Origin of the sequence: Bdellovibrio bacteriovorus str. Tiberius (genome assembly GCF_000317895.1) — a bacterium.
GTDB lineage: Bacteria > Bdellovibrionota > Bdellovibrionia > Bdellovibrionales > Bdellovibrionaceae > Bdellovibrio > Bdellovibrio bacteriovorus_F.
This window is the reverse complement of record NC_019567.1, coordinates 1,030,748-1,053,756: the sequence shown is the minus strand read 5'-3', so window position 1 is coordinate 1,053,756 and position 23,009 is coordinate 1,030,748. Positions and strand designations below refer to the sequence as shown.

Genomic DNA, 23,009 nt, shown 5'->3' with positions numbered 1-23,009 from the left:
CCCTTTAAAAGCAATAGCTTTGCGCACCGCCCGTGCCTCTGATATAACGATGTTTTGTAGTCAAAAAAGGGCCAATTCCATGAGCAACAAAATTCAACGCGTCCGCGGCACTCGAGACCTGCTTCCTGAAGACAGCATTCTTTTCCGTTTTGTCGAAGAATCAGCCTATGAAAAGGCACTTTTGTACGGATACGGAGAGATCGAAACCCCTATTTTCGAGTTTTCTGACGTTTTTCACCGCACTTTGGGCGAAACTTCCGACGTTGTGAATAAAGAGACTTACGATTTTACAGATCGTGGCGGCGAAAGTCTGACGCTTAGACCCGAGGGTACTGCAGGTGTGGCTCGTGCTTTTATTTCAGAAGGCATGATGCAGAGTCTTCCATTGAAGTTCTATTATTCCGGCCCGATGTTCCGTTATGAGCGACCACAAAAAGGACGATATCGCCAATTTTACCAATTGGGCGCAGAGTGTTTAGGTTATGAGTCCCCTTTGGCCGACGTGGAAACGATCTCTTTGGCGTGGGATCTGCTGAAAAAAATCGGCATTTCTGCTGACTGCACTTTGGAAATCAACACACTGGGCGATGCTGAAAGCCGTGCGGCTTACCGCGATACTTTGGTGAATTACTTTACAGCCCATAAGGATCAGCTTTCTGAAGACAGCAAAATGCGTCTTGAGAAAAACCCACTGCGCATTCTGGATTCCAAAGACGAAGGCGACAAGAAACTAAATGCCAATGCACCCAAACTTGAACAATCCTTGAATCAAACATCCCAGGATTTCTTCAAAAAGGTCATCGCGGGCATCGAAAAACTGGGCATCCCTTACAAGATTAATGATCATCTAGTTCGTGGACTTGATTATTATTGCCACACTGTCTTTGAATTCACGACGACCAAACTGGGCGCGCAGGGAACCGTGCTTGCGGGCGGTCGCTATGACGGTTTGATTGAAACCATGGGTGGACCAAAAACTCCGGGCGTGGGCTGGGCTGCCGGCATTGACCGCTTGGCTGACCTGACTCCGAAGGAACTTGCGACCAAACAAGAGGTCATCATTGCCGTTGTTGGGGCTGACGAACAGGGCGAGGATGAAAGCGTGAAGGTCGCTCATGAAATGCGCGTGCGCGGCTTTAAGACTGAAAACTTCCTGTCCGGCAAAATGGGCAAGAAAATGCAAAAAGCCAACAAGCTGGGCGCTCACTATGCCTTGATTTTGGGCGGCAATGAAGTGACCAACAAAACGGTCACAGTGAAGAACTTCACAACGGGCGAGCAAAAAGAAATCACCCGCGCCGAACTTCAAACCTACCCGTTTTCGATCTAGATTTCAGGATAAACTTAAAAATAAAAAACCCGCTCTTTGAAGCGGGTTTTTTATTTTCAGAGGGGCCTTGCCGTCACAATGTCTATTGGATATTGCGCAGTTTGAATTCCATTTTCGGGAAGACAATTCCGCCGCCAAAGCCCAGCTTCACCGCAACGTGAAACAGATCATTCACGCGGTTCTGCGCCGGCAACCAAGAACCTTCAAGCCCCAGGAAAGCTTCGGCCACCACCCCAACGCCACGGCCATAGACCGCGCCATTCAGCTCGCTCAAGGAAACTCCGCTTGGGATAAAGCTGAACATCCACTTGTAGGCGACCTCAAACTTCAAACCGCCATTTTTGAAATCACAAAGATACATTCCCGGAATGCGCACGACTTCATCCGTGCCCGGCACCAGGAAAGCAGCATCAAAGGCCCACACATCGTGATCGACGAACAGACCGACGTTCATGCCATGAGCATACAGATAACCTTTGATCGGAATCTTATCCCCGGGCTGCACATTGAACTGGTTTTGCAAAGTCACAACCAACTGATCGATCTGTTCTTGATTCAGGCGCGTGTTCTTTTTCAAAGACTCGACCAGAACCTCTCGGGACATCCCGGTATCTTTGTCAAAATCCAAAGCCCACGCCGTAGCCGATCCCAACGAAAGACAACCCAACAACAACACGGACAGAGCAAGTCTGATGATCATGGTGATTTCTCCTGTTGGAAAAAGGCTACCGCGAAACCCGGGGGTTTAAAAGTCCTTTAAGCTGCTAGTAAGAATCCGGAAGATAGCCTGAACGGAATTCCACAAGTTCGCCATTATAATTCACGATCATACGCAGATTCTTACTGGTTCCTTCAGAAGGATTGCCACAGTTGATGCTGTAGAAGTCTTCAACCATTTCAATGCGCGTGTCAGCGGCATTCAGCAAAGCCTCCAGCTGCTGAATATCGAAGCCTTGGGGGATGGATTGAGCATAAAGTTTATGCCAGTAAAAAGATGGATAATCCGGCTGAGGCATCAGCTCAGCGTAAACCGACACCTGAAGCTCGAGCGGCCCCGCAATTGTGGTTGTCAGATAAATAGTGTGATTTTCAACAGCATCCTTAAACAGAGATGTTGAAAGGACCTTCGTACTTTCGCGATAATACTCAGGCCCTCCGCAGCCAGAAGCGGCCGCCAGATTTGGCATCATAGAAGCAAGACCCATCAGAACAACAAGAACGAACTTTTTCATACATCCTCCTTATGGATGCCCGCAAACTAGCAAAACTCAAGAACATACAAAAATATATAATTTCAATTAAATTCATGCTAAAAAGGCATAGATGAACTTACTGCACTTGCAATACTTTTATGTGGTCGCCAAGGAAGGCGGCTTTACCAATGCCTCCAAGACCTTAAGAATCCAGCAACCCGCCATCAGCCGCATGGTGAAACAACTGGAAGATTCCCTGGGGTTTGCATTGTTTGAACGAGTCGGCCGTAGAGTTCAATTGACCGCCCAAGGCAAAGAAGTTTTCGAACGCAGCCAACGCATCTTCGAAGAGGTCGACAGCCTGCAATCCGCCGTAGGACATCTGTCAGCCACCGCCCAAGGGCCATTAAACTTTGGAGCCTCTGAACCCATCGCCAGCCACTTCGTGCCTGATGTCTTGGGAACCTTGCTGGCCGAAGCCCCACAGCTTTATCCGGTCGTGTATTCAGGCTCGGCATCGATGTTATTTGAAAAAATCAGCAGCGGCGAACTGGAATTTGGCCTGTTCTTTCACATCCCAAGCCTGCCACCAACATTGAAAATGAAAGTCCTAAAAAAGATCCGCTTCCACCTTGTCATCAGAAAAGACCTGAGAAAAAAGGCAGCGGCCCTAGAGTCCTTCATAGGCTCCCGGGAAATCGACGACACCACAACCAGAGCTTTCCCGACACTGGAGAAACTAAAAAAGCTTCACCCCAAAGCCAGCATCAAAATCTCAAGCAACAACCTGACCGCCCACCGAACCATGGTCCTCAAAGGCCTGGGCTGCGCAGTACTACCCGATTTCCTGATCGAACAAGACCTAAAATCCGGCACCCTGACCGACCTGCTTCCAGCAGAAAACCTGCAATTCGACTTGAAACTAGTCCAACGCCAAACCGCCGTCCCCAGCCTGAACATGCAAACCTTCCTGCACCACTGCAAATAAACGCACCGCTTCGGAAAAAGTAAGCAGGTACCTTTTCCGCTAACGCAGAGCTTCTGCAAAAGTAAGCAGGTACCTTTTAGGTAAGGCGTCACGTGGGGTTTAGAGGTGGGGGCTTGGGTGCCCCAAACCGAGTTCCGCAGCGCCAAGAAAGATCGGCAGCAGCAATCAGAAAACAAAAAAGCCACCCATAAGGTGGCCTTCACAAAGCAAACATAGCGCGAGGACTGTCTGAGCGTTTGGGGTACCCAAGGCCCCACCTCTAAACCCCGCCGCGACGGCGCGATCTATTTACGGTTCAACTTAATGGAGTGCCCTCTCTGCCAACCCGGAATTTTCAAGGAGGCAGCACGAGTCCATACGACCATCAAAATCAGGCCGACAACAAACATAGCAAGACTCAGCCACTGACCGCGAGTCAGACCCAAAGCCTGGAAACCGATGTGTGCATCTGGCATACGGAAGTGTTCATCAACAACACGAACCACCGCATAGATCAGGACGAAGCAAGCCGCGATAAAGCCCGGTTTGCGTGGTTTTCTCCATAGGAAGAACAAGAACATAAAGATCAGCAGACCTTCACCGAAAGCGGCGAACAACTGGGACGGATAGCGCGGAGTCAACAAAGGCGCAATCGCCTCTTTGGCTGCGATATTGCCGTCCTGGATGGATTCGACCACTTTATTCAAAGTTGCATACAACTGCTCACGCGCGGGAATGTCGAAGCGGAACTTATCCACAAGTTCCAGCCACTGTTCACGGCTGACACCAATTTTTTCAACCACAGGAACAAGCTCAGAAAGCTTCGCAGCTTCCTGACCTGGCCAGGAAACGATGTCTTGCGGGAATTTCACTGCCAGCGGATAAGTCGGATCACAGGGACGGCCGACAAGTTCACCGTTGATGAAGTTCGCAATACGACCAAAGAACACCCCGATCGGGCCCGTCACCGCAACCAGATCCAGCAGGTACAAAGAGTTCACAGAATACTTGCGCGCATACAGCAAGCACGCAATCACGATCCCGATGATCCCACCGTGGCTGGCCATGCCGCCTTCGTTGACCGCAAGGACACCCCAGAACGGGAATTCAGACTTGAACTTCATGAACAGATCCGGGCCGTAGAAAAGCACGTAGCCCAGACGACCGCCCACCAAAGTACCGATCGCCGCATATGTGATAAAATCGCCGACCATTTGGACAGACAAACCCGCACGTTGTCTTTTTGCCAGCCAAGTGATCAGGATGTAGGCGCAGATAAAGCCCATCATGTAAGAGAGGCCGTACCAACGGACTCCGAAATCACCGGAAATTCTTAAAGCAAATGGATCGAAATCATGAACCACAGACGTATCCTTCTTTGAGACATACAAGGGTCTCGATAAGAGAATTTTTGGACCTTATGGTAATAAAGCGAGAAAATGGGGGTATGTCCAGATTTTCGTCTCTACTTCTACTGTGCATTATTTTGACCGCGAGTCTGTCTCAGGCTCAATCCGGCAGTCGCTGGGGCAGCGGTATTGATTTCACCAAACGAGCGACGGCCCGCGAAGGCAGCCGCTGGTCCTTGTCGGAATGGCTCGAAATGAAGAACCGCAACCGCATGATGGATATGTGGCTGTCGGTGAATTCGCCGTCACCATACGAGTTTTCACTTGGGGCTTCGTACAATTCATTCAAAACCGAGGACCCCGACAACACGGCCGTGAGCGATTCTCATGTGTCTTTCATGGGCGAGCTGTCGGCCTATGCGCAGTTCGTCGGTCTGACCGCAGAATATGAAAACAACAGCGATGAGGAGCTCAACGACCTGACCGGTATGCTGAACATCCGCGTTCTGGGAAATTCGATCCAGAACACCTCGCTAACCCTGCACTACGGGATGCGCACGCGCGAGGCCGATCAAAGGCTTTCGCAGCAGTTCGGCCAGGTGTCGCTGCAGGTTTATTTGACCAAGTATTTTGGAATTGACGGGAAATATCGCTATTTCCTTCCCACCTCCACGGATGAATTGGGAGATGTCGAAGGCAATCGCACCGAAGCCGGGCTTTTTATAGACTTTAAAGCCGTGCGGATCTTCGGAAACTGGTACAAGGAGAGCCAGAAAACAAAAATCCCTGCTGCTACCGATGACACAGTCACCGATCGCACAGGGATCAGGTCAGGACTTAAGATCTTCTTCTAAAGAAGACAAAAGGCCCGGTTTTGCCGGGCCTTTTTTTAAAACTTAAACTATTCCAACTCGATTAGTTTGTTTTCGCCGCTTACGAAGTAAGACTCTGTCGCTTGCTCGTGAGCCATTGGAGAAGTCACTTTCCACTCCATGTTCATTTGCATACCAGCTACAGGATCACGCTTGGAGCCTGTGTTGAATACAGACGGGATGATCGCGTTAGCGTCGAAGTTGAAGCCCCATGCAACAGACAGGTTCGCTGGCATGAAGGTCGCGTTAGTGATGTATTTACCAACGCCATCAGCAGAACCACCTGCAGTGTAAGTTACGCGGTAAGAGAAATCGACAACAGACATACCGAAGCCGTTTTCATAAGTTACGTTGTAAACTTTGGACTGAGGAATGTTCCAGCCAGCAAGGTCAGACCAGCAAGTCAAACCAGCAGGAAGAGCATTTGCAGTGTCCAATTTCACGTTAACAACAGATTTACCTGCGTTGATAACTGCGAAGATTTTTTTACCGATGTTGATGATTTGATCCACGATCAATTCGATCGCGTTCAAAGGATTCACGTCGTTAGCGATAGCGGACTCGCCAGTGAATTTCACGCGCAATGGGCGCTGAGAGTTGCAATCCTGAGAAAGACCGTTTGCACCTTTGGCATACGTTTCCATCTGTGGATATTGAGCAGTTACGTCACGAACGATAACTCTCTTGATTTCGAAGTAAGCTTTGTCTGTAGCGAATGCGGATGACGCCATACCCAGTGTCAACGCAGCTGCGATAATAGAACGAATCATTTGGACCCCCTTGTTTCGTTGGCAGGGGTCATATCAAGGCAAATACGAGCTTTCAAATGAAAAAGCCCCGATGCTGACTATTTAACCTTTCGCAAGGCGTTACCACTCTTTGGTGAGCGTAAGCATCGGGAAAATCCAGGATTTCGAGTCTGAGGAGCTGGTTTCGGTGCCGTCGACGGTCTTCTTTGTATAATTTGCCAGGTAATAGTTCAAAGACGCCCCGATATGGAAGCCCTCTTTGAACTCGGGCATGACCCCGAACTGAAACCACATGCTGGTCCCCGTCCATTTTTCGCTTTCACCGTCGTTGGTGAAAGTCCCGGTGCTTAGAATATTGTAAGCCATGCTGACACTGTAAAGTTCATTGCGCCCGAACTGCCACTTCACGTAAGGCCCCGTGTCGGTCGAGGCAAAGTCGATCGTCACTTCGTCTTTGTCAGTGTGTGAGATTCCAGAATAATTCCACCCGCCCCAGATGTGCTTTTTCAGACTGAACAGCAGGCCGATATTGTAGAAGTATTTAGCGGAGGTTCGGGTTTCGTCGGTGGTCAGATTGTCTGACATATAGGTGCCACCCAGCTCCAGCAAAAAGCCGGCGTGGGCATTCACAGAAAACAACACTAAGAGGACCACCAATAGTTTCTTCACAGAATCTTTATCGGTGGGTTTACTTAGGACCCCGAGGCCAGCCGAGGTCCAGTTGCAAAGTCTTAATTTCGTTTCAACAGAGCCGCATAGAAGCCGTCATAGCCTTCTTTATCCGGACGAACATGAATTTGCTTGAGCAAAGTCCAGTCCTTCCCGTGTTCGGCCATGAACTTTTCAATCTGCTTTTCGTTTTCACTCGGCAAAAGGCTGCAGGTCGCATAGACCATCTGCCCGCCTTTTTTGGTCATGTTGCAATAGGTGCTCAAGATCTCGTACTGCAGACCATGCAGACGGTCGATCTCTTCGTTGCTCAATTTCCATTTGGTGTCAGGATTGCGGCGCAAAACGCCCATTCCCGAACAAGGCACATCCAAAAGCACGCGGTCCGCAGTGTCGTACAAGCGTTTGATCACTTTGTTGGAATCAATCAAACGGGTTTCGATCACGTCCACACCATCACGGCGGGCACGAACTTTCAGCTCTTTCAATTTCCACTCGTGAATGTCCAAAGAAATGATCTTGCCCTTGTTTTTCATCATGGAAGCCATGTGCAAGCTCTTGCCGCCAGCACCAGCACAAGCGTCGATCACGCGGTGACCCGGTTCGATGCCCAACAAAGGCGCCACCATTTGGGAAGCGGCATCCTGAACTTCGAACAGACCCAGCTTGAAGGATTCGGTGATGAAGACGTTTTTACGTTCCACCAAACGAAGAGCGTTCGGCAGATCCGGGGAAACTTTTGTGGCATTGATGCCGTCTTTTTCCAAAGTTTTGATCAGCTCATCCGGAGTGGTTTTCAAAGTGTTGGTGCGCAGGAACACTTCCGCGGGCTTGTTCAGCGCGCGCATCGCATCCTTCCACTCTTCGCCCAGTTCCAGGGTGCCCCGTTCGTGCATCCAGTCCGGAATTGACTGAGCGATGGCGAATGAAGATACGTTCTTGTCACGGGCGATGACTTCTTTCGGATCAAGACCGTCAAGCTCTTCCCAGTCAGGCAGTTCGTTCCCGCCGCGCACCCAGTACGCGCCCCAGACTTTCCAAAGATCGTTGTCGTCAGCAAGGTGGGAAAGCAGACGCTCCCAGCGCACGATTTCGTAAACAGATTCAGCAAAGAAACGGCGGTCGCGGGAACCCCAGCGGGTGTTGGCCTTCAGGTGGCGCTGGATGACTTTGTCGGCATAGAAACCCTGTTCAAAGATTTCATCCAGAGCGGTGACGATTTCAGATACGAGATGCTTGTGAATTTTCAAAATGTAAACACCAGGCCAGTGGCCAAAAAGGTTCCGTTGAACTGCCCGGAGGACAGAATAAGAAGGTGGTTTTTTAAACCAGCTTCAATGAAGAATCCAGTGTTTTCAAAGATATTGAAGAATCGTGCCCCCGCAACAACCTGATAATCCAGGGACAGTGCAGATTTTCCAGAGGCCTGTTTAAAGAACACTCCCAAACCGGCACCCGCACCGAAATACAGCGGGAAACGCGAGGTCGCATCCGGGAACATGATCATCGGAACAAACGCCAGTTTATTCGGAGTTTCGCCCCCCAGGTCGTACTCGGAATAATCAATTCTTAGCAGCATGTCCATGGAGTTGTACCACTCGCCCACCCGGTAAGTGACGCCGAACTGGTTTTTACCCACATCGTCTTCCTGACCGTTCTTGCCCCAGTCATAGGATTGCGACGCCATGTAACGGCCAAAGTGCAAAGCCAGGTAATGATCCGACGGACCGCCGCCGGTATTGAACGAAGACGATGACGCCGTATCACGCGGCTGGAAGTACTTGGCGGCAGCATCACGGCCCACCACGGGCTGGGAGTCTTGGGCTGTGGCAATGGAGCTCAAAAACAAGGGCAAAATCAACGATAGAAAAGTCTTCACACGCACCTCAATTCTGGCTTCTATTCTATTCAGTTTTCCCTCTGGCGAGGAAGTCGTTGACACGCCAAGCCATCAACACTAGACCCATTGACTGAAAGCAGGCGCCTCCCTAATCTCCGGCTAGCTTTTTGGACGGGACTAAAGACTATGAAATGCCCTTTTTGCGGACATGCTGATGACAGAGTTTTGGATACCCGAGTGCAGAAGGACGGAAGCATCCGCCGCCGTCGTGAGTGCCTCGAGTGCAAAGCCCGTTTCTCGACTGTAGAAACGATCATGCTCGCGTTCCCGTTCATCATCAAAAAAGACGGCCGCCGCGAACCGTTCAGCAAAGAAAAAATCCTTAAGGGTCTTCAAGCCTCCTGTCAGAAGCGTCCGGTCAGTCTGGCGCAGATCGATGCGGTGGTTGAAAAGATCTCTGCCTGGGTGATCAACCGTGGCGAATCCGAGATCTCTTCCCGTCTGATCGGGAAAAAGGTCATGGCAGAACTAAAACAACTGGATGACGTTGCCTATATTCGCTTTGCAAGTGTATACAGAACCTTCAAAGACGTTCAGGAATTTGTGGAGACTCTGGAAGACGCTGAACTTCTTGATTTTGTCGACGCAAGTAATCCACAATTAAGCCTCACCGCTATGACATTTGTTGAAAGCGAGAAAAGTACGAACCATGAAACTGACAGCAAGACGCCAAGCCCGCGAACTCGCCCTCCAGGTCCTCTTTCAAACTGAGTTTGCTCCGCAGATCAGCTACCAAACCTTCCTGGAAGTGTTTGAGCAAAGTCTTGACCCCGAAGTGATCACTTATGCTGATCTTCTCGTGACCGGTGTGAAATCCAATAAAGAAGCGATTGATTCCAAGATTCAAGCCTCCAGCGCCCACTGGAAAGTGGAACGCATGGCGACCATCGACCGCAACATCCTGCGCATTGCCGTTTACGAAATGCGTTTTGCCGCAGACCCGATCAAAGAAAACATCGCCATCAATGAAGCGGTGGAAATCGCCAAAAAATACGGAACTTCCGATTCTGGCGGCTTCGTTAACGGACTTCTTGATCAAGTCGGCAAGGCTCACTAATGGCTCTTAGCGTACTTTCCCAGGCCAGCGCTCTGAACCCGGGTTCCGACCTGTGGATTGTGCCTGATCTGGAAAAGTCGCCGTGGACCGCGAAGCTGGATTGGTACCTGAATTTTCAGGTGTGCAAGTCTTCGCGCCATCAAACTCCGGCTCTGCCCGAATTTTTAGGTCTTGTTCTGGAACAGACCGAACTGAACAAGCCCGCCGTGCCTGCGATGTCTGTTCAGCCGCTGATGATCGCCTCTGACAAACTTTTGCCAAACAAATGGGTCGTGATCCTTCCCTGGAACGAAGACCTTACCCAGTGGACCGCCGAGATTTTCCGCATCTGGAAGAATCTGAACGAGCCCACTTTGCGCATCTTCATGCCACCTGGACAAAGTACCGGGAACCTGCAGATTGCGTGGCAGTCCCACCACCCGGTTCAGGAATTCACAGTCGTCCTTGATTAAACAAACGTTTCTCCCCACAATTAAATAAACCGCCATCACCAACATCATCATTTGGCGGAGCATCTTAGTGGGAGCGTTCATGGAGAAATTTTCGCAGTCTTTGGTGTCAACAATCACAAACCTTCAGAAACGACTAGAGTCTGTTCTGGACAATGATTTTGAAGCCAAGGTGGAAGCCTCTGAACGTCACGCTCACTTCGAGCCATCCCGCGATCTGTCTTTGGTGCGCGGCCTTTCTTTGGGTCTGCCGGAAGATCACATTGATCGTGCGATTGTGGTGTTCTCGCGTCTGGCATTGTTGTTTGATGCCGGCGTTATGCTGGAAAATCACGATGGTCAGTGGAAAGCGCAAGCTTACTTCCAAAAAGGTGCGACTCACCTTTTGAAAAACAATTCCAAATCCTTTGTTAAAATCCCGCCGATGAATCTTTTGTCTGTGCTGTCCACCGCATCCCAGCCGATGCTGGAAAAGCTGCAACTGCAACATCTGGATCCGGAAAACAAAACCTCCTGCCTTTTGATCAAAGCAAGCCCTGACTTTGCCTTTATTCTTTTCTCGGGCATGGCGGATCTGTGGCTGAAAGAACATGTCGAAAATGTGCGCCGTGCGCTGATCAACGGACTTGCTGACTGATGGACAGCGATAACAAAACCTACACCATCTATATTCTTTCCGACAGTACCGGTGAAACCGCGGCAACCATGATTCGCGCGGCTTTGGTTCAATACACCACCAAAGACGTTAATATCATCCGCTGTAAAAACGTGCGCACCGACACCCAGGCTGAAGCCGTTATCGAAGAATGCTTCGAACGCCGTGGGATGCTGGCCTACACCGTTGCCAGCCAGGGTCTGCGCGCCAAGATCCGCGAAATGGCTTCAGGCAAAGGCATTCCCTATTTTGACCTTCTGGGTCCGCTGCTTTCAACTTTGGACACTTTCTTTGGTCAGCATTCCGAAGACACCGTGGGCGCATTGCGTGCCGTGGATGAAAGATACTTCAAACGCATTGAAGCCATCGAATACACCGTAAAACACGACGACGGCAAAACCTTTGCCGAACTGGACAAAGCCGACATCGTCCTGGTCGGGATTTCCCGCACCAGTAAAACTCCGCTTTCCATCTTCCTGTCCCATAAGGGCTGGAAGGTTGCCAACGTGCCGCTGGTACTGGACACTCCCCTGCCAGAAGAATTGTTCAAGATCGATCAGCGTCGCATTGTGGGTTTGATCATCGATATGGATTCCCTGCAGCGTATCCGCAAAAGCCGTTTGGAAAAATTCGGCCAGGATCCGGGCGGATCCTATGCCTCGATGTCTCACATCGCCAAAGAAATCGAATACGCTGAAAAGATCTTTAAAGTGAACCGCCGCTGGCCCGTGTTTAACGTCACCGAACGCGCCCTGGAAGAAACCGCCAGCGAAATCGTGCGTATCATCGCCGCTCGCCTGGGTCTTCCTGACAGCGTTATCTTCTAGAACCTTTGCGGAGCCTTTAAAATTTGAACTTAATAGTTTGAATTTTGGCGGCTCCGTTTTCTTTTACAAAAACGACATAGCCGTGGGATTGTTTTTTTAGTCCGGTCAGCTGCATGCAGAAAGCCGTTTCACCCGCGACAGGTTTCATGGGCTGGATCGGCGCATTTTCTTCGCACTCTCGCACATCTGAAAAAGAAATACCCTGATCCAGAAACTGAATCATCTGAGCCTTCACCGCCGGAATAAGCTTTTCTGACAGTTCGGCATTGGCACAGCGTAAAAGATCCGCCTCTTTAGCCTTTTGGTTTTCGCAAGCACGGAAGGCCTTCCAGGTTTTACGGGCTTCCGTCACACTGACCTTTTCCCCTGCCGACCAGGCCAGGGACAGCATCAACAGATAAACCATTACTGCGCCCCTTTCTTTTTCTTTTCACCGAAAAGCTTAAACAGCAGATAATCTCCGCCACCGGACATCGCGGCCTGAGCGGTGTCGATCACGTCTTTGGTGGTCATCGGCGAGGCTTTTTCAATCTGGGAACTTCCCGTCCCCAGACACAGCGGATGCAACAAGAATGCGGATTTATCCCCGTGGTTTTTTTTGGCCGTAGCACAGGCGTTCGCATCCACCGGACAGTTCAGGTTCCATTTTTTGGTGACCGCTGTGATACGATCATGAATTTCCTGATCTGCAAAACTGCTGCAATTGATCGTTTCATCCATCACGGGTTCAAAATAATTGGCCAGATCAAATTCGCGGTTCTTTTCAAACTTTCCGTTTTTACAGACGATGAACGGCGGGGCCCCGTCAAACAGATCGCGCCAGAAATAAAGACCTTTATAGTTTGCCATCAGATCGGCATAAGATTTCACGCCCGGGCGCTGCAACCCCCACGTCGCATTTTCCTGCATGACGCCAACTTCAAGGGCCTTTTTTACTTTATCGGCCGGAAGCTTTGCATCCTGACCGACCATGTCCCAGTACATGGAACCGTGAGAAAAGAAATGGTCGATCTTATCAAACCCCACAAAGAAGGTTTGCCCTTTCACCTGCACTTTCGCACTTTGCGAGAAATAAAGCTGCGTGTATGGTCTTCCCGCCGCATAAGGAACTTCGGAGTGATGTTTGGGACCGGCCTGCGGCACATTGAAATACAGAGCTTTGGTGATTTGCGGAAGATTGCGATCCAGATCGTCTTCCAGGTATTTTAAAAATCTTTTTCGATCACAGGATTTGCTGCTGTAATTATAGTTATCAAGCGCCATCGCCAAAATGGAATTCACCACGCGATTGATTTCGGCATTGGCCACCACCGCATTCTTGTCACGACGGGCGGAAAAATTGTCAGGCTCCCCTGCAAAGACGCTCCAAGAAAATAAGAAGACCAAAAAAAATGCCATTGGTTTTATTATCCAATGGCATCGTCATTTTTCCCAAGCTTGTTGGCAGACCCTAAACAGAATCAGACCTTGGTACTACGGCTAGGGCTGCTGGCCACGCTTTCCGGCCCACAGTTCAATTCCTTCAGGGGTCAGAACCAGTTTGAAGCTATCTTCCATAGAGCTTTCAAAGACCATTTCAAAAGACTGCGGGAACTCATTCGTCGCCACCACCGCCTTCACGCTGCGACCCTGGATTTTTACGATGTCCGATGGAAGAAAGCGAATGGTGCAGGTGGCTCTGACGTCTTCGCGGGCGCACTCGATCTTTACGCTTTCATCGGCACTCAACCAGCGATAGCGGCCTTCAGCACCCACGGCATCCATGAACTGCTGGATACGTCCGTAAGCGCCTCGCTCATTCAGCAAAACGCCGACTTTCTCGGCACGGTGAAACACCGCCACAGAATCGGCTGCCGCCTGAGCGCCGGCCGCTGCCAATACGATCATAATCAAAGCCATCAATGCCTTCATACAGAGTCCTTTCGTTGAGGTGACCTTAATGATCCCCCTTAAGAAATGCGAGAAAACCCACTGAACCACATAAAAACCCGTCAGACACCACAAAATGCCCCGTCACAATCCTGACAGTTGTGGTAATTTTGCCGATCCCGGCCCCATTTGCTTTACACCCGCCCCCGGCTTCTTTATGGTCGGCCCATGCTTAGATACTTGATTTTATTGTTTTTGTTTACACCCATCATCGCTCAGGCCACCTGCGTTCCCAGCGATAATTCCTGTGATTACTATCAATGCAAAGAACAGGAATTAAGCTGCGGCAGTCGCGGTTATTGGATGAACTTCGGCAAACCCTATTGTGAAAGCTTTCTGAAAGACGAAAAGAAATTCGCGCCCAGAGCACAAACCTGGTTGCAGGATGTGCGTTTATGTCTGCAGGAAAGAACCCTGGAACTGGACAGACAGACCAGCTGCAACGACATCTATGATGTAGCCATGCACAGTCACGTCAGTTGTTATGTGGATACGGGATTTTGCGAATTAAACACAGTCGAACGCGCCCGCGTTTACTGGTACTTGAAGGGTGCGCTTCGTTCGGCCAAGACCTGGGAAGAAGCGACCCTACTTCATAAGGCTTGCTGGTTTAAGAAGCAGCTTTCCAACCCTCTTCTGCATCCATATCTGCACGAGTCGCTCTGGCAGGAGCCCCATCATTAGTCAGAGCTGGCGCTTGGCGCCCGCTCCCGTAAACGACGTTATTAAGCTCATCGACCACATTCTTCATGATCGCCGCCTGAGTATTGATCTCTTGGGCGGTGCCCGCGATTTCCTCAGAGGACGCGGCATTCGACTGCACGGATTGATCCAGTTGGTTCATGGCTTTTGAAATCTGAGAAATACCCGTGGACTGCTCTTCGCTGGCCATGGAAATTTCGTTGTTCAGATCTGAAACCTTCTTCACCGAGGTCACGATGTGCTTCAGCATCTCGCCGGATTTCGCCGACTTGTGCGTGCCACGTTCGATTTTTTCAACGGATTCCTTGATCAGACCCGTGATGTCTTTCGCCGCAGAGGCAGATCTTTGCGCCAAAGTGCGAACCGCTTCCGCCACCACAGCAAAACCTTTACCGTGTTCTCCGGCACGCGCCGCTTCGACAGAGGCATTCAACGCCAGCAAGTTCGTCTGGAAGGCGATATCATCAATCACGTTGATGATCTCTTCGATCTGTTTGGAAGACGCTGAAATCTCGTTCATAGAAGACAGCAATTCGCCCATCTCTTTTTCACCCTGAACTGCCGTATCAGATGACTGTGCCGAAAGTGCCGCCGCCTGCTTCGCGTTGTCCGAGTTCATTTTCACCATGGATGTCATTTCCTCCAGGGCCGCCACGGTTTCTTCCAAAGAAGCTGCGGAAGCACTGCTGGATTCAGACAGGGACTGACCCGCAATGGACAACTGATGAATCGCTGAAGACACCAGGTCACCAGAGTTCTGAAGTTTTTCAGAAAGACCGCTGACAGATTTGGAAATATAACGAGCAATCATCATCACCGCCACCAGCAACACAAAGATGCCAGTCAAAGAGATGATCACTTGAGTCCACACTGCGGCATTGGCTTCAGCCAAAACCGTTTTCGTCGGTGTTCTGACAATCAAAGCCCATGGTTCTTCCGTTGCGCCCACGTTCATCGGGGATACAACATACAGATACTCAAGACTGTCTTTCGGATCCACACCGGTGATCACCAGTGGCTCGCCTTTGCCGATAGCTGATTTGAATTTTTCCGCTTCGAACGGGTACTCTGCGGCTTTGGTAATCATGCCTTCATCCGGGTGGGACACCCAGTTACCATGGGCCGTCACCAGGAAAGCCTGAGACGTTTCAAACGGCTTGATACCCCCCGCTTTTTTCTGAAGATCTTTCAACGGCAGATCGACACCTGCCACGCCCACAAACTTGCCATCAATCACAATAGGCACCACGGCGGAAGTCATCAGCACCTGCACACCATCAATTGGGTACAGGTAAGGTTCAACCATGGTTTCTTTCAAACGCTGTTTTGGAACCAGATAATAGTCACCGTCACCCTGCTTGGCGTAACCCACCAACGGAGTCAAAGATGACTTGCCTTTTTCCCAGTTCAAATAAGGCACGAAACGACCGGTTTCATCATGACCTTGCACGGACACAAATTCAGAGTCCTTGCCATCCCAGGCATTCGGCTCCCAGCCCGTCCATGTACCGATAACGAACTTGTTCTTTTCCAGAAGTTCACGCAAAGCATCCGCTACCTGCGAACGGCTTGTGTTACCGTGTTTTTTGAAGGATTCAAGAATGTGCGCGACGTTGCGGGAAATATCCAGTCCGCGTTCAACCTCCAGGCGCATTTCGGTGGCGTAAGCCTGCCCCATGGCCACGGTTTTATCAGTCGCTGCTTTTTCTGCATTTTCATGGCTGTTATTAGCCATAAGGAAAGTCATTGTTCCCAATACCAACAATGCGATGAGAATGATCGGCACTGCCAGTTTCACCTGAATAGAATAGCTTTTCTTCATAGACGTCCCTTCCGACGAAAAAGATCCGAGAATCTTTTCGGCAGAAAGGGAGTCAATATTAATGAGACCTAAGATCAGCCTTTTTCCTGCTGGGCCAAGGTCTGATAGAACACCTCGACCAAAGCACGGCTGTCAGAGTTCTTTTTATAATAGAACATCAGATCAATTTCGTAGTGCATGTCTTTGACGTACACACGATTCAAACGGCCCGAACGGACTTGTTTCTTGATCGAGTGCGCTGGCAGGAAGCCCCAGCCCAGTCCCGCTTCGATCACGCGCTTCAAAGTACCGACATTAGAGGATTCAAAGATCGAATTGACCTTCGCCCCTTGGGTCTGGATCTTGCCATGCAGTTCGCTGTAGAAGGCCGGGAATTCTTCGGTAAAATCCACCAGGGGGAACGATCCCATGTCCTTAACCATGATCTGTTGGGGCATTTTTTCATCTTTACTTGAACCCACCAGCCACATTTCTTCCTTCAAAAGGAATTTCTGTTCGCTGCTATCAAGCTCGGAAGCAAACTCCGTCTGCACATCCGGAAGGATCAGCACATCGTACTGGCCTTTTTTGTATCCCTTGATCAGCTCATCCCCGCGATCGTATTCAATCTTCAGGGTCAGCTCGGGATTGTGGCGCATCAGGCGTCCCACAATGGGACTCATCACGTGCAAACCCAAAGAGTTCAGTGTCCCAATTCGCAACTGCCCCTTCATTTGATTACCGATGGATTTAATGGCGATTTCAGCCTGTTGGGTCAGATGAATGATCTTCTTGGCGTACTCATAAAGCACCTCCCCTTGAGGAGTGGCTTTGATTGAGCGTACGCCCCTTACCAGGAGCTCCACGCCTAGATCTTCCTCCAGATTGCGAATCTGCTGAGACACCGCAGGTTGAGTCAGATAGAGCTTATCTGCCGCAGCAGTCATGCTCCCTTCGCTGATGACAGTCACAAAGGTGGTCAGCTGATAAAGGTTCTTCACAAGAAAATCTCCCTTTTGCTCTTTGATCCGAGAGGAAATTGTTATTATACTTGAACTTCAAACGCCTATTCCGGAACAGCCGGAATACTAATGGTCAACCAGCCGAGGTCTGCATGAAGTTACGTTTGTTCGCATCACTCGCCGTTATTCTACTCAGTTTTAGCGCCCATGCAAAAGTCTTTCGTAATGCTTATATAGCTTTCGAAATGCCCGAGACCTGGAAGTGCAACCTGGAGCAAACCGAGTGGGTCTGCCGAAGCGAACAAAACAAAGAAGCCAAAGAGGCGATCATCATCCTGACCGCCAAGGAAGTGGGCCCTACAGACACCTTTGCGCTGTATGAGTCGCACCTGAACGCCCCGATTTCTGTGGCCCTTAAAGGCGGCGGCGCTGCCGAATCCAAAATCGTCTACAAATCCAAATCTGTTCAGATCAATGACCAGACCTGGATTGACTCCCTTCACTTGGGCTCCGAAGTTCCGAACTACTTCACCCGCTATCTGGCAACGATCAAGGATAAAATCGCCATCCTGATCACCTTCAGTGCGCACAAACAATACTATACCAAATACAGCCAGGACTTCTTCAAGGCCGTGATGAGCTTGCGTGTGATCGCTTCCAAGAACCTTCTGGCAAAACCGGAACTGGGTCCGATCCGTCCAGGGTCTGAAACACTGGGCGCTCCGATCAGTTCTGCGATGCCCGCGGACATGCTTCAGGGTGAAGAAGAAGGCGGCAAAGGCAACAACAAAGCCCTGCTGCTGGGCGGAGCGGTTCTGCTGGCGGCCCTGGGAGCATACATCTTCCTGAAAGCCCGCAAAAGAAAACGCTAAGAGACAACTTAAAGACTTAAAAACAAAAAACCCGCTCTGTCTTCAGAGCGGGTTTTTTATTTGTGCTGTTTAATCTGTCTTACTTGATTCGTTCAATTGTTGGTTTGTATTTTTCAAACTGAGGGATGATCTTTTCATCCCCGTACACCAGAACCTTGAACTTCGCCGGTTCCACCGCTTTTTTGAAGGCGGCGTTGGCGTCCTTCGGTTTAATGTTCCCGACGGTCTTGTTGTAGTTCGTCAGGTAATCCACCGAAATACCATAGAAATCCAGCGCCAGCAGGTTGTAAGCCAGTCGGTCTGCGGTTTCAATCGCGCGTGGAAACTGCCCGATCAGCTGATTGCGGCCGGCCGACACTTCCTGTTCTGTCGCCCCGTTGGCGGCAAATTCAGTAACCACTTTCAAAGCCTCTTCCATGGTCTTTGCGGCTGTTTCATTCTTTGTGAACGTCGTCACATCGTAACTGCCGCGCTCTTTACGCACATCGAAGTAAGAATTGATCGAATAAGTCAGACCCTGGTCATCACGCACCTTTTGATTCAAGCGGCTGGCGAAGCTGCCACCCACTGTTTCATTGGCCAGACGCAAGCGCAGGAAGTCGTCATTGTTGCGAGCAATACCCAACTGACCCATGCGGATCTGAGTTTGCTGCAAACCTTTTTTAACGATCAACTTCACCTGCAGGGAATCATTCACCGGAGGCGCTGCCACCGCCACTTCCGGGATCGTGCGTTTCGTCCATTTGCCAAAGACCTCTTGAATTCTGTTTTCAAAGGACAGGTCAAAGTTCCCCACCACGGCCAAAGAGGCATTGTTCGGACGATAGAACGTCAAATAGTGCTTAATGATGTCCTGCTTGTTAATGGAGCGCAGACCTTCTGCCGTCCCATTGATGTCGCGGCCATAGGGATGACTGCCAAAGACAAATTGATCCATTTTTTCATCCGCAAAAGATGAAGGGCTGTCGATCTTCTTTTGCAGGGCTGCCAGCATTTGAGAACGCATGCGACCGATTTCAGCATCCTTGAATGCCGGATTCATGGACACATCGGCAAACAGGCTTAGCAAGGTGTCCGCAGAAGAAGACAATGAGTCGGAATAAACCGTCGTCACATCCGCCCCCGGGGATACATCCACGGAAGAACCCAACTGACCGAATTCATCCGCCAGCTTCAGAGCATCACGGCTTTGTGTCCCCTGCTCCAGCAGATAGGCGGTCAAGGCATTCAGACCCGGCTTGTCCGAACCTTCCTGCATGCTGCCGGTTTTCATCATCAAGGTCAGACTGACTCGTGGCAAAGAACTGTCATGAATAAAGAACACCTTCAGTCCGTTGGAAAGGGTGATTTCCTTGTACGGCTGAAGTTTGAAAGAACCATTCCCCTTGGTCACGTAACCTTCAGAAGGTGGTTTGCTGACCGGTTTTTTCCCGGAGCTGGAGCAGGAAACAACCGCGGTGCACACCAAAGGCAAAGTCAAAGCTAAGGCTAAATTTCTCATATCTACTGTTCCTTTTTCACTTTGGGTTCAAGGGTGATGATCGAGCGCTGTGTTTGTTGGGTGTATTTGTCAGCAACACGTTTGATGTCATCCGCAGTCACGGCCTGGTATTTTTCCAGATCTGTGAACAGGCTTTCATAGCTGCCAGTCACAATCTCGTTCACGGCCAGGGCGCGCGCTTTGCCATCCATGGTTTTCAAAGAATCCACAAGATCCTTCATCACCTGGGTTTTGGCTTTTTCCAACTCTGCTTCAGAAACTTTCTGATTACGCAGCTTCCAGATTTCGTTATACACGATATCCAAAGACTCTTGCGGTGTTTGACCCGGCTTCAGGTTCACACCCACGGCGAACATACCTTCATCCTGCATGGCATAGTTGTAGGAATAAGCCGAAGTCGCCGATTGTTTTTGATACACCAGACGTTTATGCAAACGGCTGGAAGTGCCATAACCCAGAATATTCGCAGCCAGATCCAGAGCATACATATCAGGCTGGCCCTGCTTCGGGCTCTTGTAGGCAACTACGAAAGAAGTGTTTTGAACGTCTTTGCGCAAAGTTGCGTTTTGCTGAACTTTTTGCGCCGGCTCGGAAGGGTATTTTCTTTCCGGCAAAGGACGGGATGGCAATTTGCCATAGTACTTTTCAATCAGGCTTTTCACTTTGGAAGTGTTGAAGTCCCCGACAACAACCAGCACCGCATTATTCGGCACATAGAAAGTATTATAGAAGTAACGAAGCTTTTCAGAATCATAAGCCTCGATGTCCTTCATATAACCAATCACCGGCCATTTGTAAGGATGCACTTTGAAGATCGTGCCCATCATCAGTTCGCGCAACAGACCCATTGGGTTGTTGTCGACTCTCCAGCGGCGCTCTTCTTTTACGACTTCTTTTTCGCTTTTCAGATCTTCCGGGCTGATCAGAAGGGAACTCATGCGGTCCACTTCCATGTCCATGACCAGCTCAAGTTTGGAACTTGGCAGGTTTTCATAGAAGCCGGTGTAATCATTGGTGGTGAAAGCATTGTTGGTAATGCCGTTTTCATGGAAGATACGGTCAAACGACTTACCGTCATACTTCTTAGCACCCTTAAACATCATGTGCTCAAGCATGTGCGCAGCCCCCGTCACGCCCGGGGATTCATCACGGGAACCCACACGGTACCAGGTGTGATAGCTGACCATTGGAACTGCATGGTCTTCCAAAAGAAGCACGGTCAAGCCGTTGTCCAGGGTGAACTTTGTCACTGGCAGGGAAATCTTCATGTCGTTTTTCGGCGCCCATCCTTGAATGGTTCCGATGACATCTTTTTCTGGAGCTTTCGGTACAGGTGTTGGGTCCACGGCGTAAGCAGACAGGGACAGGCTCAGCCCCAAGAGCAAAGTTGAAATCCGTTTCATAGATGCTTCTTTCGTTGGTTATGCAATAGCCCCTAGTTTGAAACTGAGGGGCTATGAATACAACGAACTTGAGGACTTTAAGACTTTTGGCAGATACTGCCGGAGGAATTATTGAGCCTGACTATTGAACAACGAAGTCAGAGAAGAAAACGTCCTTCACGACGCCACGACGAAGAATGCCATTCACTTCACCGGCAATCTTGTCTTTCAGGAACAGCTTGCCTTGAATGCTGTCGAGGTCCGAAAACGGTTTTTCATTCAGCAGGCGGACAATGCGGTCGCGGGCTTTGGCGCGGTTTTCCGGCTCCATCACCTCTTCAAAACCTTCTTTACCCAGCATCTGCAGATTGATCTCAAGACGGATGGTGCGCTTGGGTTCGCCCCCCAGATTCACCGTGAACTTGTCCATGGTATAAACCAACGGCGCAAGGTCGGCTTCATCAGAAACAGAGGCCAGTTCGCGATCAACATCTTCTTCAGTGATTTTGGGACTTTCCCATCCCATCGTCGAGGCATAAACCATATAACCACCAGCACCCATCACAGCCAAATTCAGGACTGCGAACATGATCTGAAATAGCATGGCGGTGTTCTTTGGTTTTGCAGACGTCTCTTTTGCTTCAGCCATTTGTAACCCTCTGTTCATTGAAACTATCGGTGAAACAGGCTTAGGTCTTAATATCAAAGGCCACTTTATTTACATTTTAATTACACGGAAAACGTTTAACCTCTGGACACCCGAGGACAGGCACTTGACAAGATTAAGCCCTATTCGTGCATAATAGTATTCATGAGACTATTGCTCACGGGCTGTGCTTTATTTGCGTTGAGTCTGCCAGTTCTGGCGGGCCCTGCTGTCGCGCCGTCATCTCAAATTGAAACAGACCTGCTGCCTGCTTCCCTGCTTCAGATTTCTGAAACCGAAGCCTTTTCCCGCTATGTGTTCCTGGTGGATAAAGAACAGCGCAAACTTTCCGTGTTTGAGCGCAATGGTGAACTGATTCAAAAAATCACCGAATACCCTGCCGACATCGGTAAAATGGGTGGCAACAAAACCAAACGTGATGATCACAAAACTCCGGAAGGCATTTACTTCCTGCAAGAGCGTTTGAGCCAGCCAAAAATTCCGTTCAGCCTTTATGGCGGACTGGCGTTCACAACGAACTACCCAAATCTTTTCGACAAACGCGAAAACAAAACCGGTTCCGGCATCTGGCTGCATGCGATTCCCGACTCGGTGCCTTTAACCCGCGGCTCTCGTGGCTGCGTGGTGGTTCGCAATGACGTGATCAAAAAACTTGCTGACTATGTCAAACTGGGTGAAACCCCGATTCTGATTTTTGATCATGTGAACTATGTTTCCAAATCTGAACACGACAAGCGCCGCCTGGATCTGGGCCGCTTCGTGGAAAGCTGGAGACAAGCCTGGGAAAACCAGGACATCGAAAAATACCAAACCTTCTATGACGAAGGGTTCAAGGCTCCGGGTTTCAATTTCAAATCCTGGATGAGCCACAAAAAGAATCTGAAATCCAAATACGAATACATCAAAGTTCACCTGTCCCAACCCTACATCGTTCAACACAACGATCAGTTACTGGTGAAAACTTTGCAGCGCTATGAATCCGACAAACACGTCGATTATGGTGTGAAGACGATCTATGCCCTTAAATCCGGTGACACTTATAAAATCATCCGCGAAGAATGGGCTCCGTTCAGTCAGCAGGAAGTGGCGGCCGCGATCGCTCGCGAAAACTCCATGACCGCTTCTTCGCAAAAAACTCAGTAACATCAAAAATACTCTTATTTAAAAGACCTGGTC

General features: G+C 49.8%; 26 protein-coding genes. 11 read left to right on the top strand and 15 right to left on the bottom strand.

Features of this window, described 5'->3' with window-relative positions:
- Nucleotides 1-79 precede the first annotated feature (79 nt).
- A complete protein-coding gene (gene hisS / locus BDT_RS05160; RefSeq protein WP_015090207.1) occupies nt 80-1,330 on the top strand; it encodes a histidine--tRNA ligase in 1,251 nt (416 codons plus the stop codon).
- Between the two features lie 82 nt (nt 1,331-1,412).
- Here hisS and BDT_RS05155 read toward each other — a convergent pair whose 3' ends face one another.
- On the bottom strand, nt 1,413-2,030 hold the full coding sequence (locus BDT_RS05155; protein WP_015090206.1) for a hypothetical protein: 618 nt from the start codon (nt 2,028-2,030) through the stop codon (nt 1,413-1,415).
- Nucleotides 2,031-2,094: 64 nt separating this feature from the next.
- On the bottom strand, nt 2,095-2,562 hold the full coding sequence (locus BDT_RS05150; RefSeq protein WP_015090205.1) for a hypothetical protein: 468 nt from the start codon (nt 2,560-2,562) through the stop codon (nt 2,095-2,097).
- A 91-nt stretch (nt 2,563-2,653) separates the two neighbouring features.
- On the opposite strand from BDT_RS05150, the gene BDT_RS05145 reads away from it, so the two are divergent.
- Nucleotides 2,654-3,511 (top strand): LysR family transcriptional regulator, encoded by an 858-nt coding sequence (locus BDT_RS05145; RefSeq protein WP_041577080.1) that lies wholly within the window; start codon nt 2,654-2,656, stop codon nt 3,509-3,511.
- Between the two features lie 284 nt (nt 3,512-3,795).
- Here the strand turns inward: BDT_RS05145 and lgt are convergent, their stop codons facing one another.
- The gene (lgt, locus tag BDT_RS05140) at nt 3,796-4,854 is read right to left on the bottom strand and encodes a prolipoprotein diacylglyceryl transferase (protein ID WP_015090202.1); all 1,059 of its coding nucleotides are present in this window, start codon (nt 4,852-4,854) and stop codon (nt 3,796-3,798) included.
- A gap of 83 nt (nt 4,855-4,937) precedes the next feature.
- Here lgt and BDT_RS05135 point away from each other — a divergent pair, with 83 nt between their 5' ends.
- On the top strand, nt 4,938-5,693 hold the full coding sequence (locus BDT_RS05135; RefSeq protein WP_235046270.1) for a hypothetical protein: 756 nt from the start codon (nt 4,938-4,940) through the stop codon (nt 5,691-5,693).
- A 47-nt stretch (nt 5,694-5,740) separates the two neighbouring features.
- Here BDT_RS05135 and BDT_RS05130 read toward each other — a convergent pair whose 3' ends face one another.
- From BDT_RS05130 to BDT_RS05115, 4 genes are all read right to left on the bottom strand, one after another.
- Nucleotides 5,741-6,481: a hypothetical protein gene (locus BDT_RS05130; RefSeq protein ID WP_011163627.1), complete on the bottom strand. Its 741-nt coding sequence runs from the start codon at nt 6,479-6,481 to the stop codon at nt 5,741-5,743.
- Nucleotides 6,482-6,580: 99 nt separating this feature from the next.
- On the bottom strand, nt 6,581-7,129 hold the full coding sequence (locus BDT_RS05125) for a hypothetical protein (protein WP_148278720.1): 549 nt from the start codon (nt 7,127-7,129) through the stop codon (nt 6,581-6,583).
- A 62-nt stretch (nt 7,130-7,191) separates the two neighbouring features.
- Complete coding sequence (locus BDT_RS05120) at nt 7,192-8,379, bottom strand: RsmB/NOP family class I SAM-dependent RNA methyltransferase (RefSeq protein ID WP_015090199.1); 1,188 nt, start codon at nt 8,377-8,379, stop codon at nt 7,192-7,194.
- Nucleotides 8,376-9,008, bottom strand: coding sequence for a hypothetical protein (locus BDT_RS05115; RefSeq protein ID WP_235046269.1), 633 nt, complete (start codon nt 9,006-9,008; stop codon nt 8,376-8,378). The genes BDT_RS05120 and BDT_RS05115 overlap by 4 nt, the downstream gene beginning before the upstream one ends.
- Before the next feature lie 147 nt (nt 9,009-9,155).
- On the opposite strand from BDT_RS05115, the gene nrdR reads away from it, so the two are divergent.
- From nrdR to BDT_RS05090, 5 genes are all read left to right on the top strand, one after another.
- Entirely contained in the window at nt 9,156-9,740 is a 585-nt protein-coding gene (gene nrdR / locus BDT_RS05110; RefSeq protein WP_011163623.1) for a transcriptional regulator NrdR, read from the top strand.
- Nucleotides 9,679-10,086, top strand: a complete 408-nt coding sequence (gene nusB / locus BDT_RS05105; protein ID WP_041577077.1) for a transcription antitermination factor NusB — start codon at nt 9,679-9,681, stop codon at nt 10,084-10,086. The genes nrdR and nusB overlap by 62 nt, the downstream gene beginning before the upstream one ends.
- On the top strand, nt 10,086-10,538 hold the full coding sequence (locus tag BDT_RS05100) for a hypothetical protein (RefSeq protein ID WP_015090195.1): 453 nt from the start codon (nt 10,086-10,088) through the stop codon (nt 10,536-10,538). The genes nusB and BDT_RS05100 overlap by 1 nt, the downstream gene beginning before the upstream one ends.
- A 79-nt stretch (nt 10,539-10,617) precedes the next feature.
- On the top strand, nt 10,618-11,172 hold the full coding sequence (locus tag BDT_RS05095) for a GTP cyclohydrolase (protein ID WP_235046268.1): 555 nt from the start codon (nt 10,618-10,620) through the stop codon (nt 11,170-11,172).
- Nucleotides 11,172-12,017, top strand: a complete 846-nt coding sequence (locus BDT_RS05090; protein WP_015090193.1) for a pyruvate, water dikinase regulatory protein — start codon at nt 11,172-11,174, stop codon at nt 12,015-12,017. Before BDT_RS05095 ends, BDT_RS05090 begins: the two co-directional genes overlap by 1 nt.
- Before the next feature lie 16 nt (nt 12,018-12,033).
- On the opposite strand, the gene BDT_RS05085 is transcribed toward BDT_RS05090, so the two are convergent.
- From BDT_RS05085 to BDT_RS05075, 3 genes are all read right to left on the bottom strand, one after another.
- Entirely contained in the window at nt 12,034-12,423 is a 390-nt protein-coding gene (locus BDT_RS05085; protein ID WP_015090192.1) for a hypothetical protein, read from the bottom strand.
- Complete coding sequence (locus BDT_RS05080) at nt 12,423-13,415, bottom strand: hypothetical protein (RefSeq protein WP_015090191.1); 993 nt, start codon at nt 13,413-13,415, stop codon at nt 12,423-12,425. The genes BDT_RS05085 and BDT_RS05080 overlap by 1 nt, the downstream gene beginning before the upstream one ends.
- A gap of 81 nt (nt 13,416-13,496) precedes the next feature.
- Nucleotides 13,497-13,928, bottom strand: a complete 432-nt coding sequence (locus BDT_RS05075) for a hypothetical protein (RefSeq protein ID WP_015090190.1) — start codon at nt 13,926-13,928, stop codon at nt 13,497-13,499.
- Between the two features lie 186 nt (nt 13,929-14,114).
- Between BDT_RS05075 and BDT_RS19170 the strand changes: the two genes are divergently transcribed.
- On the top strand, nt 14,115-14,630 hold the full coding sequence (locus BDT_RS19170) for a hypothetical protein (RefSeq protein WP_148278719.1): 516 nt from the start codon (nt 14,115-14,117) through the stop codon (nt 14,628-14,630).
- On the opposite strand, the gene BDT_RS05070 is transcribed toward BDT_RS19170, so the two are convergent.
- Both BDT_RS05070 and BDT_RS05065 read right to left on the bottom strand, forming a co-directional pair.
- A complete protein-coding gene (locus BDT_RS05070; RefSeq protein ID WP_015090189.1) occupies nt 14,557-16,470 on the bottom strand; it encodes a methyl-accepting chemotaxis protein in 1,914 nt (637 codons plus the stop codon). The two genes, BDT_RS19170 and BDT_RS05070, sit on opposite strands and share 74 nt — an antisense overlap.
- A gap of 74 nt (nt 16,471-16,544) precedes the next feature.
- Complete coding sequence (locus tag BDT_RS05065; RefSeq protein WP_015090188.1) at nt 16,545-17,450, bottom strand: LysR family transcriptional regulator; 906 nt, start codon at nt 17,448-17,450, stop codon at nt 16,545-16,547.
- Between the two features lie 113 nt (nt 17,451-17,563).
- Here BDT_RS05065 and BDT_RS05060 point away from each other — a divergent pair, with 113 nt between their 5' ends.
- Nucleotides 17,564-18,283, top strand: coding sequence for a hypothetical protein (locus BDT_RS05060; protein ID WP_041577074.1), 720 nt, complete (start codon nt 17,564-17,566; stop codon nt 18,281-18,283).
- Between the two features lie 79 nt (nt 18,284-18,362).
- Here BDT_RS05060 and BDT_RS05055 read toward each other — a convergent pair whose 3' ends face one another.
- The 3 genes from BDT_RS05055 to BDT_RS05045 form a co-directional block, all read right to left on the bottom strand.
- Nucleotides 18,363-19,784, bottom strand: a complete 1,422-nt coding sequence (locus tag BDT_RS05055; protein WP_041577072.1) for a M16 family metallopeptidase — start codon at nt 19,782-19,784, stop codon at nt 18,363-18,365.
- Nucleotides 19,785-19,786: 2 nt separating this feature from the next.
- The gene (locus BDT_RS05050) at nt 19,787-21,187 is read right to left on the bottom strand and encodes a M16 family metallopeptidase (protein WP_015090185.1); all 1,401 of its coding nucleotides are present in this window, start codon (nt 21,185-21,187) and stop codon (nt 19,787-19,789) included.
- A gap of 121 nt (nt 21,188-21,308) precedes the next feature.
- The gene (locus tag BDT_RS05045; RefSeq protein ID WP_015090184.1) at nt 21,309-21,815 is read right to left on the bottom strand and encodes a flagellar basal body-associated FliL family protein; all 507 of its coding nucleotides are present in this window, start codon (nt 21,813-21,815) and stop codon (nt 21,309-21,311) included.
- Nucleotides 21,816-21,977: 162 nt separating this feature from the next.
- Here BDT_RS05045 and BDT_RS05040 point away from each other — a divergent pair, with 162 nt between their 5' ends.
- A complete protein-coding gene (locus BDT_RS05040) occupies nt 21,978-22,976 on the top strand; it encodes a L,D-transpeptidase family protein (RefSeq protein ID WP_015090183.1) in 999 nt (332 codons plus the stop codon).
- Nucleotides 22,977-23,009: the final 33 nt, after the last annotated feature.

Excerpts from the sequence above, each read along its gene's own strand:
- BDT_RS05075 (WP_015090190.1), bottom strand. The coding sequence starts at position 13,928 with ATGAAGGCATTGATGGCTTTGATTATGATCGTATTGGCAGCGGCCGGC.
- BDT_RS05045 (WP_015090184.1), bottom strand. The coding sequence starts at position 21,815 with ATGGCTGAAGCAAAAGAGACGTCTGCAAAACCAAAGAACACCGCCATG.
- BDT_RS05055 (WP_041577072.1), bottom strand. The coding sequence starts at position 19,784 with ATGAGAAATTTAGCCTTAGCTTTGACTTTGCCTTTGGTGTGCACCGCG.
- BDT_RS05040 (WP_015090183.1), top strand. The coding sequence starts at position 21,978 with ATGAGACTATTGCTCACGGGCTGTGCTTTATTTGCGTTGAGTCTGCCA.
- BDT_RS05130 (WP_011163627.1), bottom strand. The coding sequence starts at position 6,481 with ATGATTCGTTCTATTATCGCAGCTGCGTTGACACTGGGTATGGCGTCA.
- BDT_RS05145 (WP_041577080.1), top strand. The coding sequence starts at position 2,654 with ATGAACTTACTGCACTTGCAATACTTTTATGTGGTCGCCAAGGAAGGC.
- BDT_RS05155 (WP_015090206.1), bottom strand. The coding sequence starts at position 2,030 with ATGATCATCAGACTTGCTCTGTCCGTGTTGTTGTTGGGTTGTCTTTCG.
- BDT_RS05050 (WP_015090185.1), bottom strand. The coding sequence starts at position 21,187 with ATGAAACGGATTTCAACTTTGCTCTTGGGGCTGAGCCTGTCCCTGTCT.
- nusB (WP_041577077.1), top strand. The coding sequence starts at position 9,679 with ATGAAACTGACAGCAAGACGCCAAGCCCGCGAACTCGCCCTCCAGGTC.
- BDT_RS05085 (WP_015090192.1), bottom strand. The coding sequence starts at position 12,423 with ATGGTTTATCTGTTGATGCTGTCCCTGGCCTGGTCGGCAGGGGAAAAG.
- BDT_RS05135 (WP_235046270.1), top strand. The coding sequence starts at position 4,938 with ATGTCCAGATTTTCGTCTCTACTTCTACTGTGCATTATTTTGACCGCG.
- BDT_RS05070 (WP_015090189.1), bottom strand. The coding sequence starts at position 16,470 with ATGAAGAAAAGCTATTCTATTCAGGTGAAACTGGCAGTGCCGATCATT.
- nrdR (WP_011163623.1), top strand. The coding sequence starts at position 9,156 with ATGAAATGCCCTTTTTGCGGACATGCTGATGACAGAGTTTTGGATACC.
- BDT_RS05095 (WP_235046268.1), top strand. The coding sequence starts at position 10,618 with ATGGAGAAATTTTCGCAGTCTTTGGTGTCAACAATCACAAACCTTCAG.
- BDT_RS05090 (WP_015090193.1), top strand. The coding sequence starts at position 11,172 with ATGGACAGCGATAACAAAACCTACACCATCTATATTCTTTCCGACAGT.
- BDT_RS05060 (WP_041577074.1), top strand. The coding sequence starts at position 17,564 with ATGAAGTTACGTTTGTTCGCATCACTCGCCGTTATTCTACTCAGTTTT.
- BDT_RS05100 (WP_015090195.1), top strand. The coding sequence starts at position 10,086 with ATGGCTCTTAGCGTACTTTCCCAGGCCAGCGCTCTGAACCCGGGTTCC.
- BDT_RS05080 (WP_015090191.1), bottom strand. The coding sequence starts at position 13,415 with ATGGCATTTTTTTTGGTCTTCTTATTTTCTTGGAGCGTCTTTGCAGGG.
- BDT_RS05150 (WP_015090205.1), bottom strand. The coding sequence starts at position 2,562 with ATGAAAAAGTTCGTTCTTGTTGTTCTGATGGGTCTTGCTTCTATGATG.
- BDT_RS19170 (WP_148278719.1), top strand. The coding sequence starts at position 14,115 with ATGCTTAGATACTTGATTTTATTGTTTTTGTTTACACCCATCATCGCT.
- hisS (WP_015090207.1), top strand. The coding sequence starts at position 80 with ATGAGCAACAAAATTCAACGCGTCCGCGGCACTCGAGACCTGCTTCCT.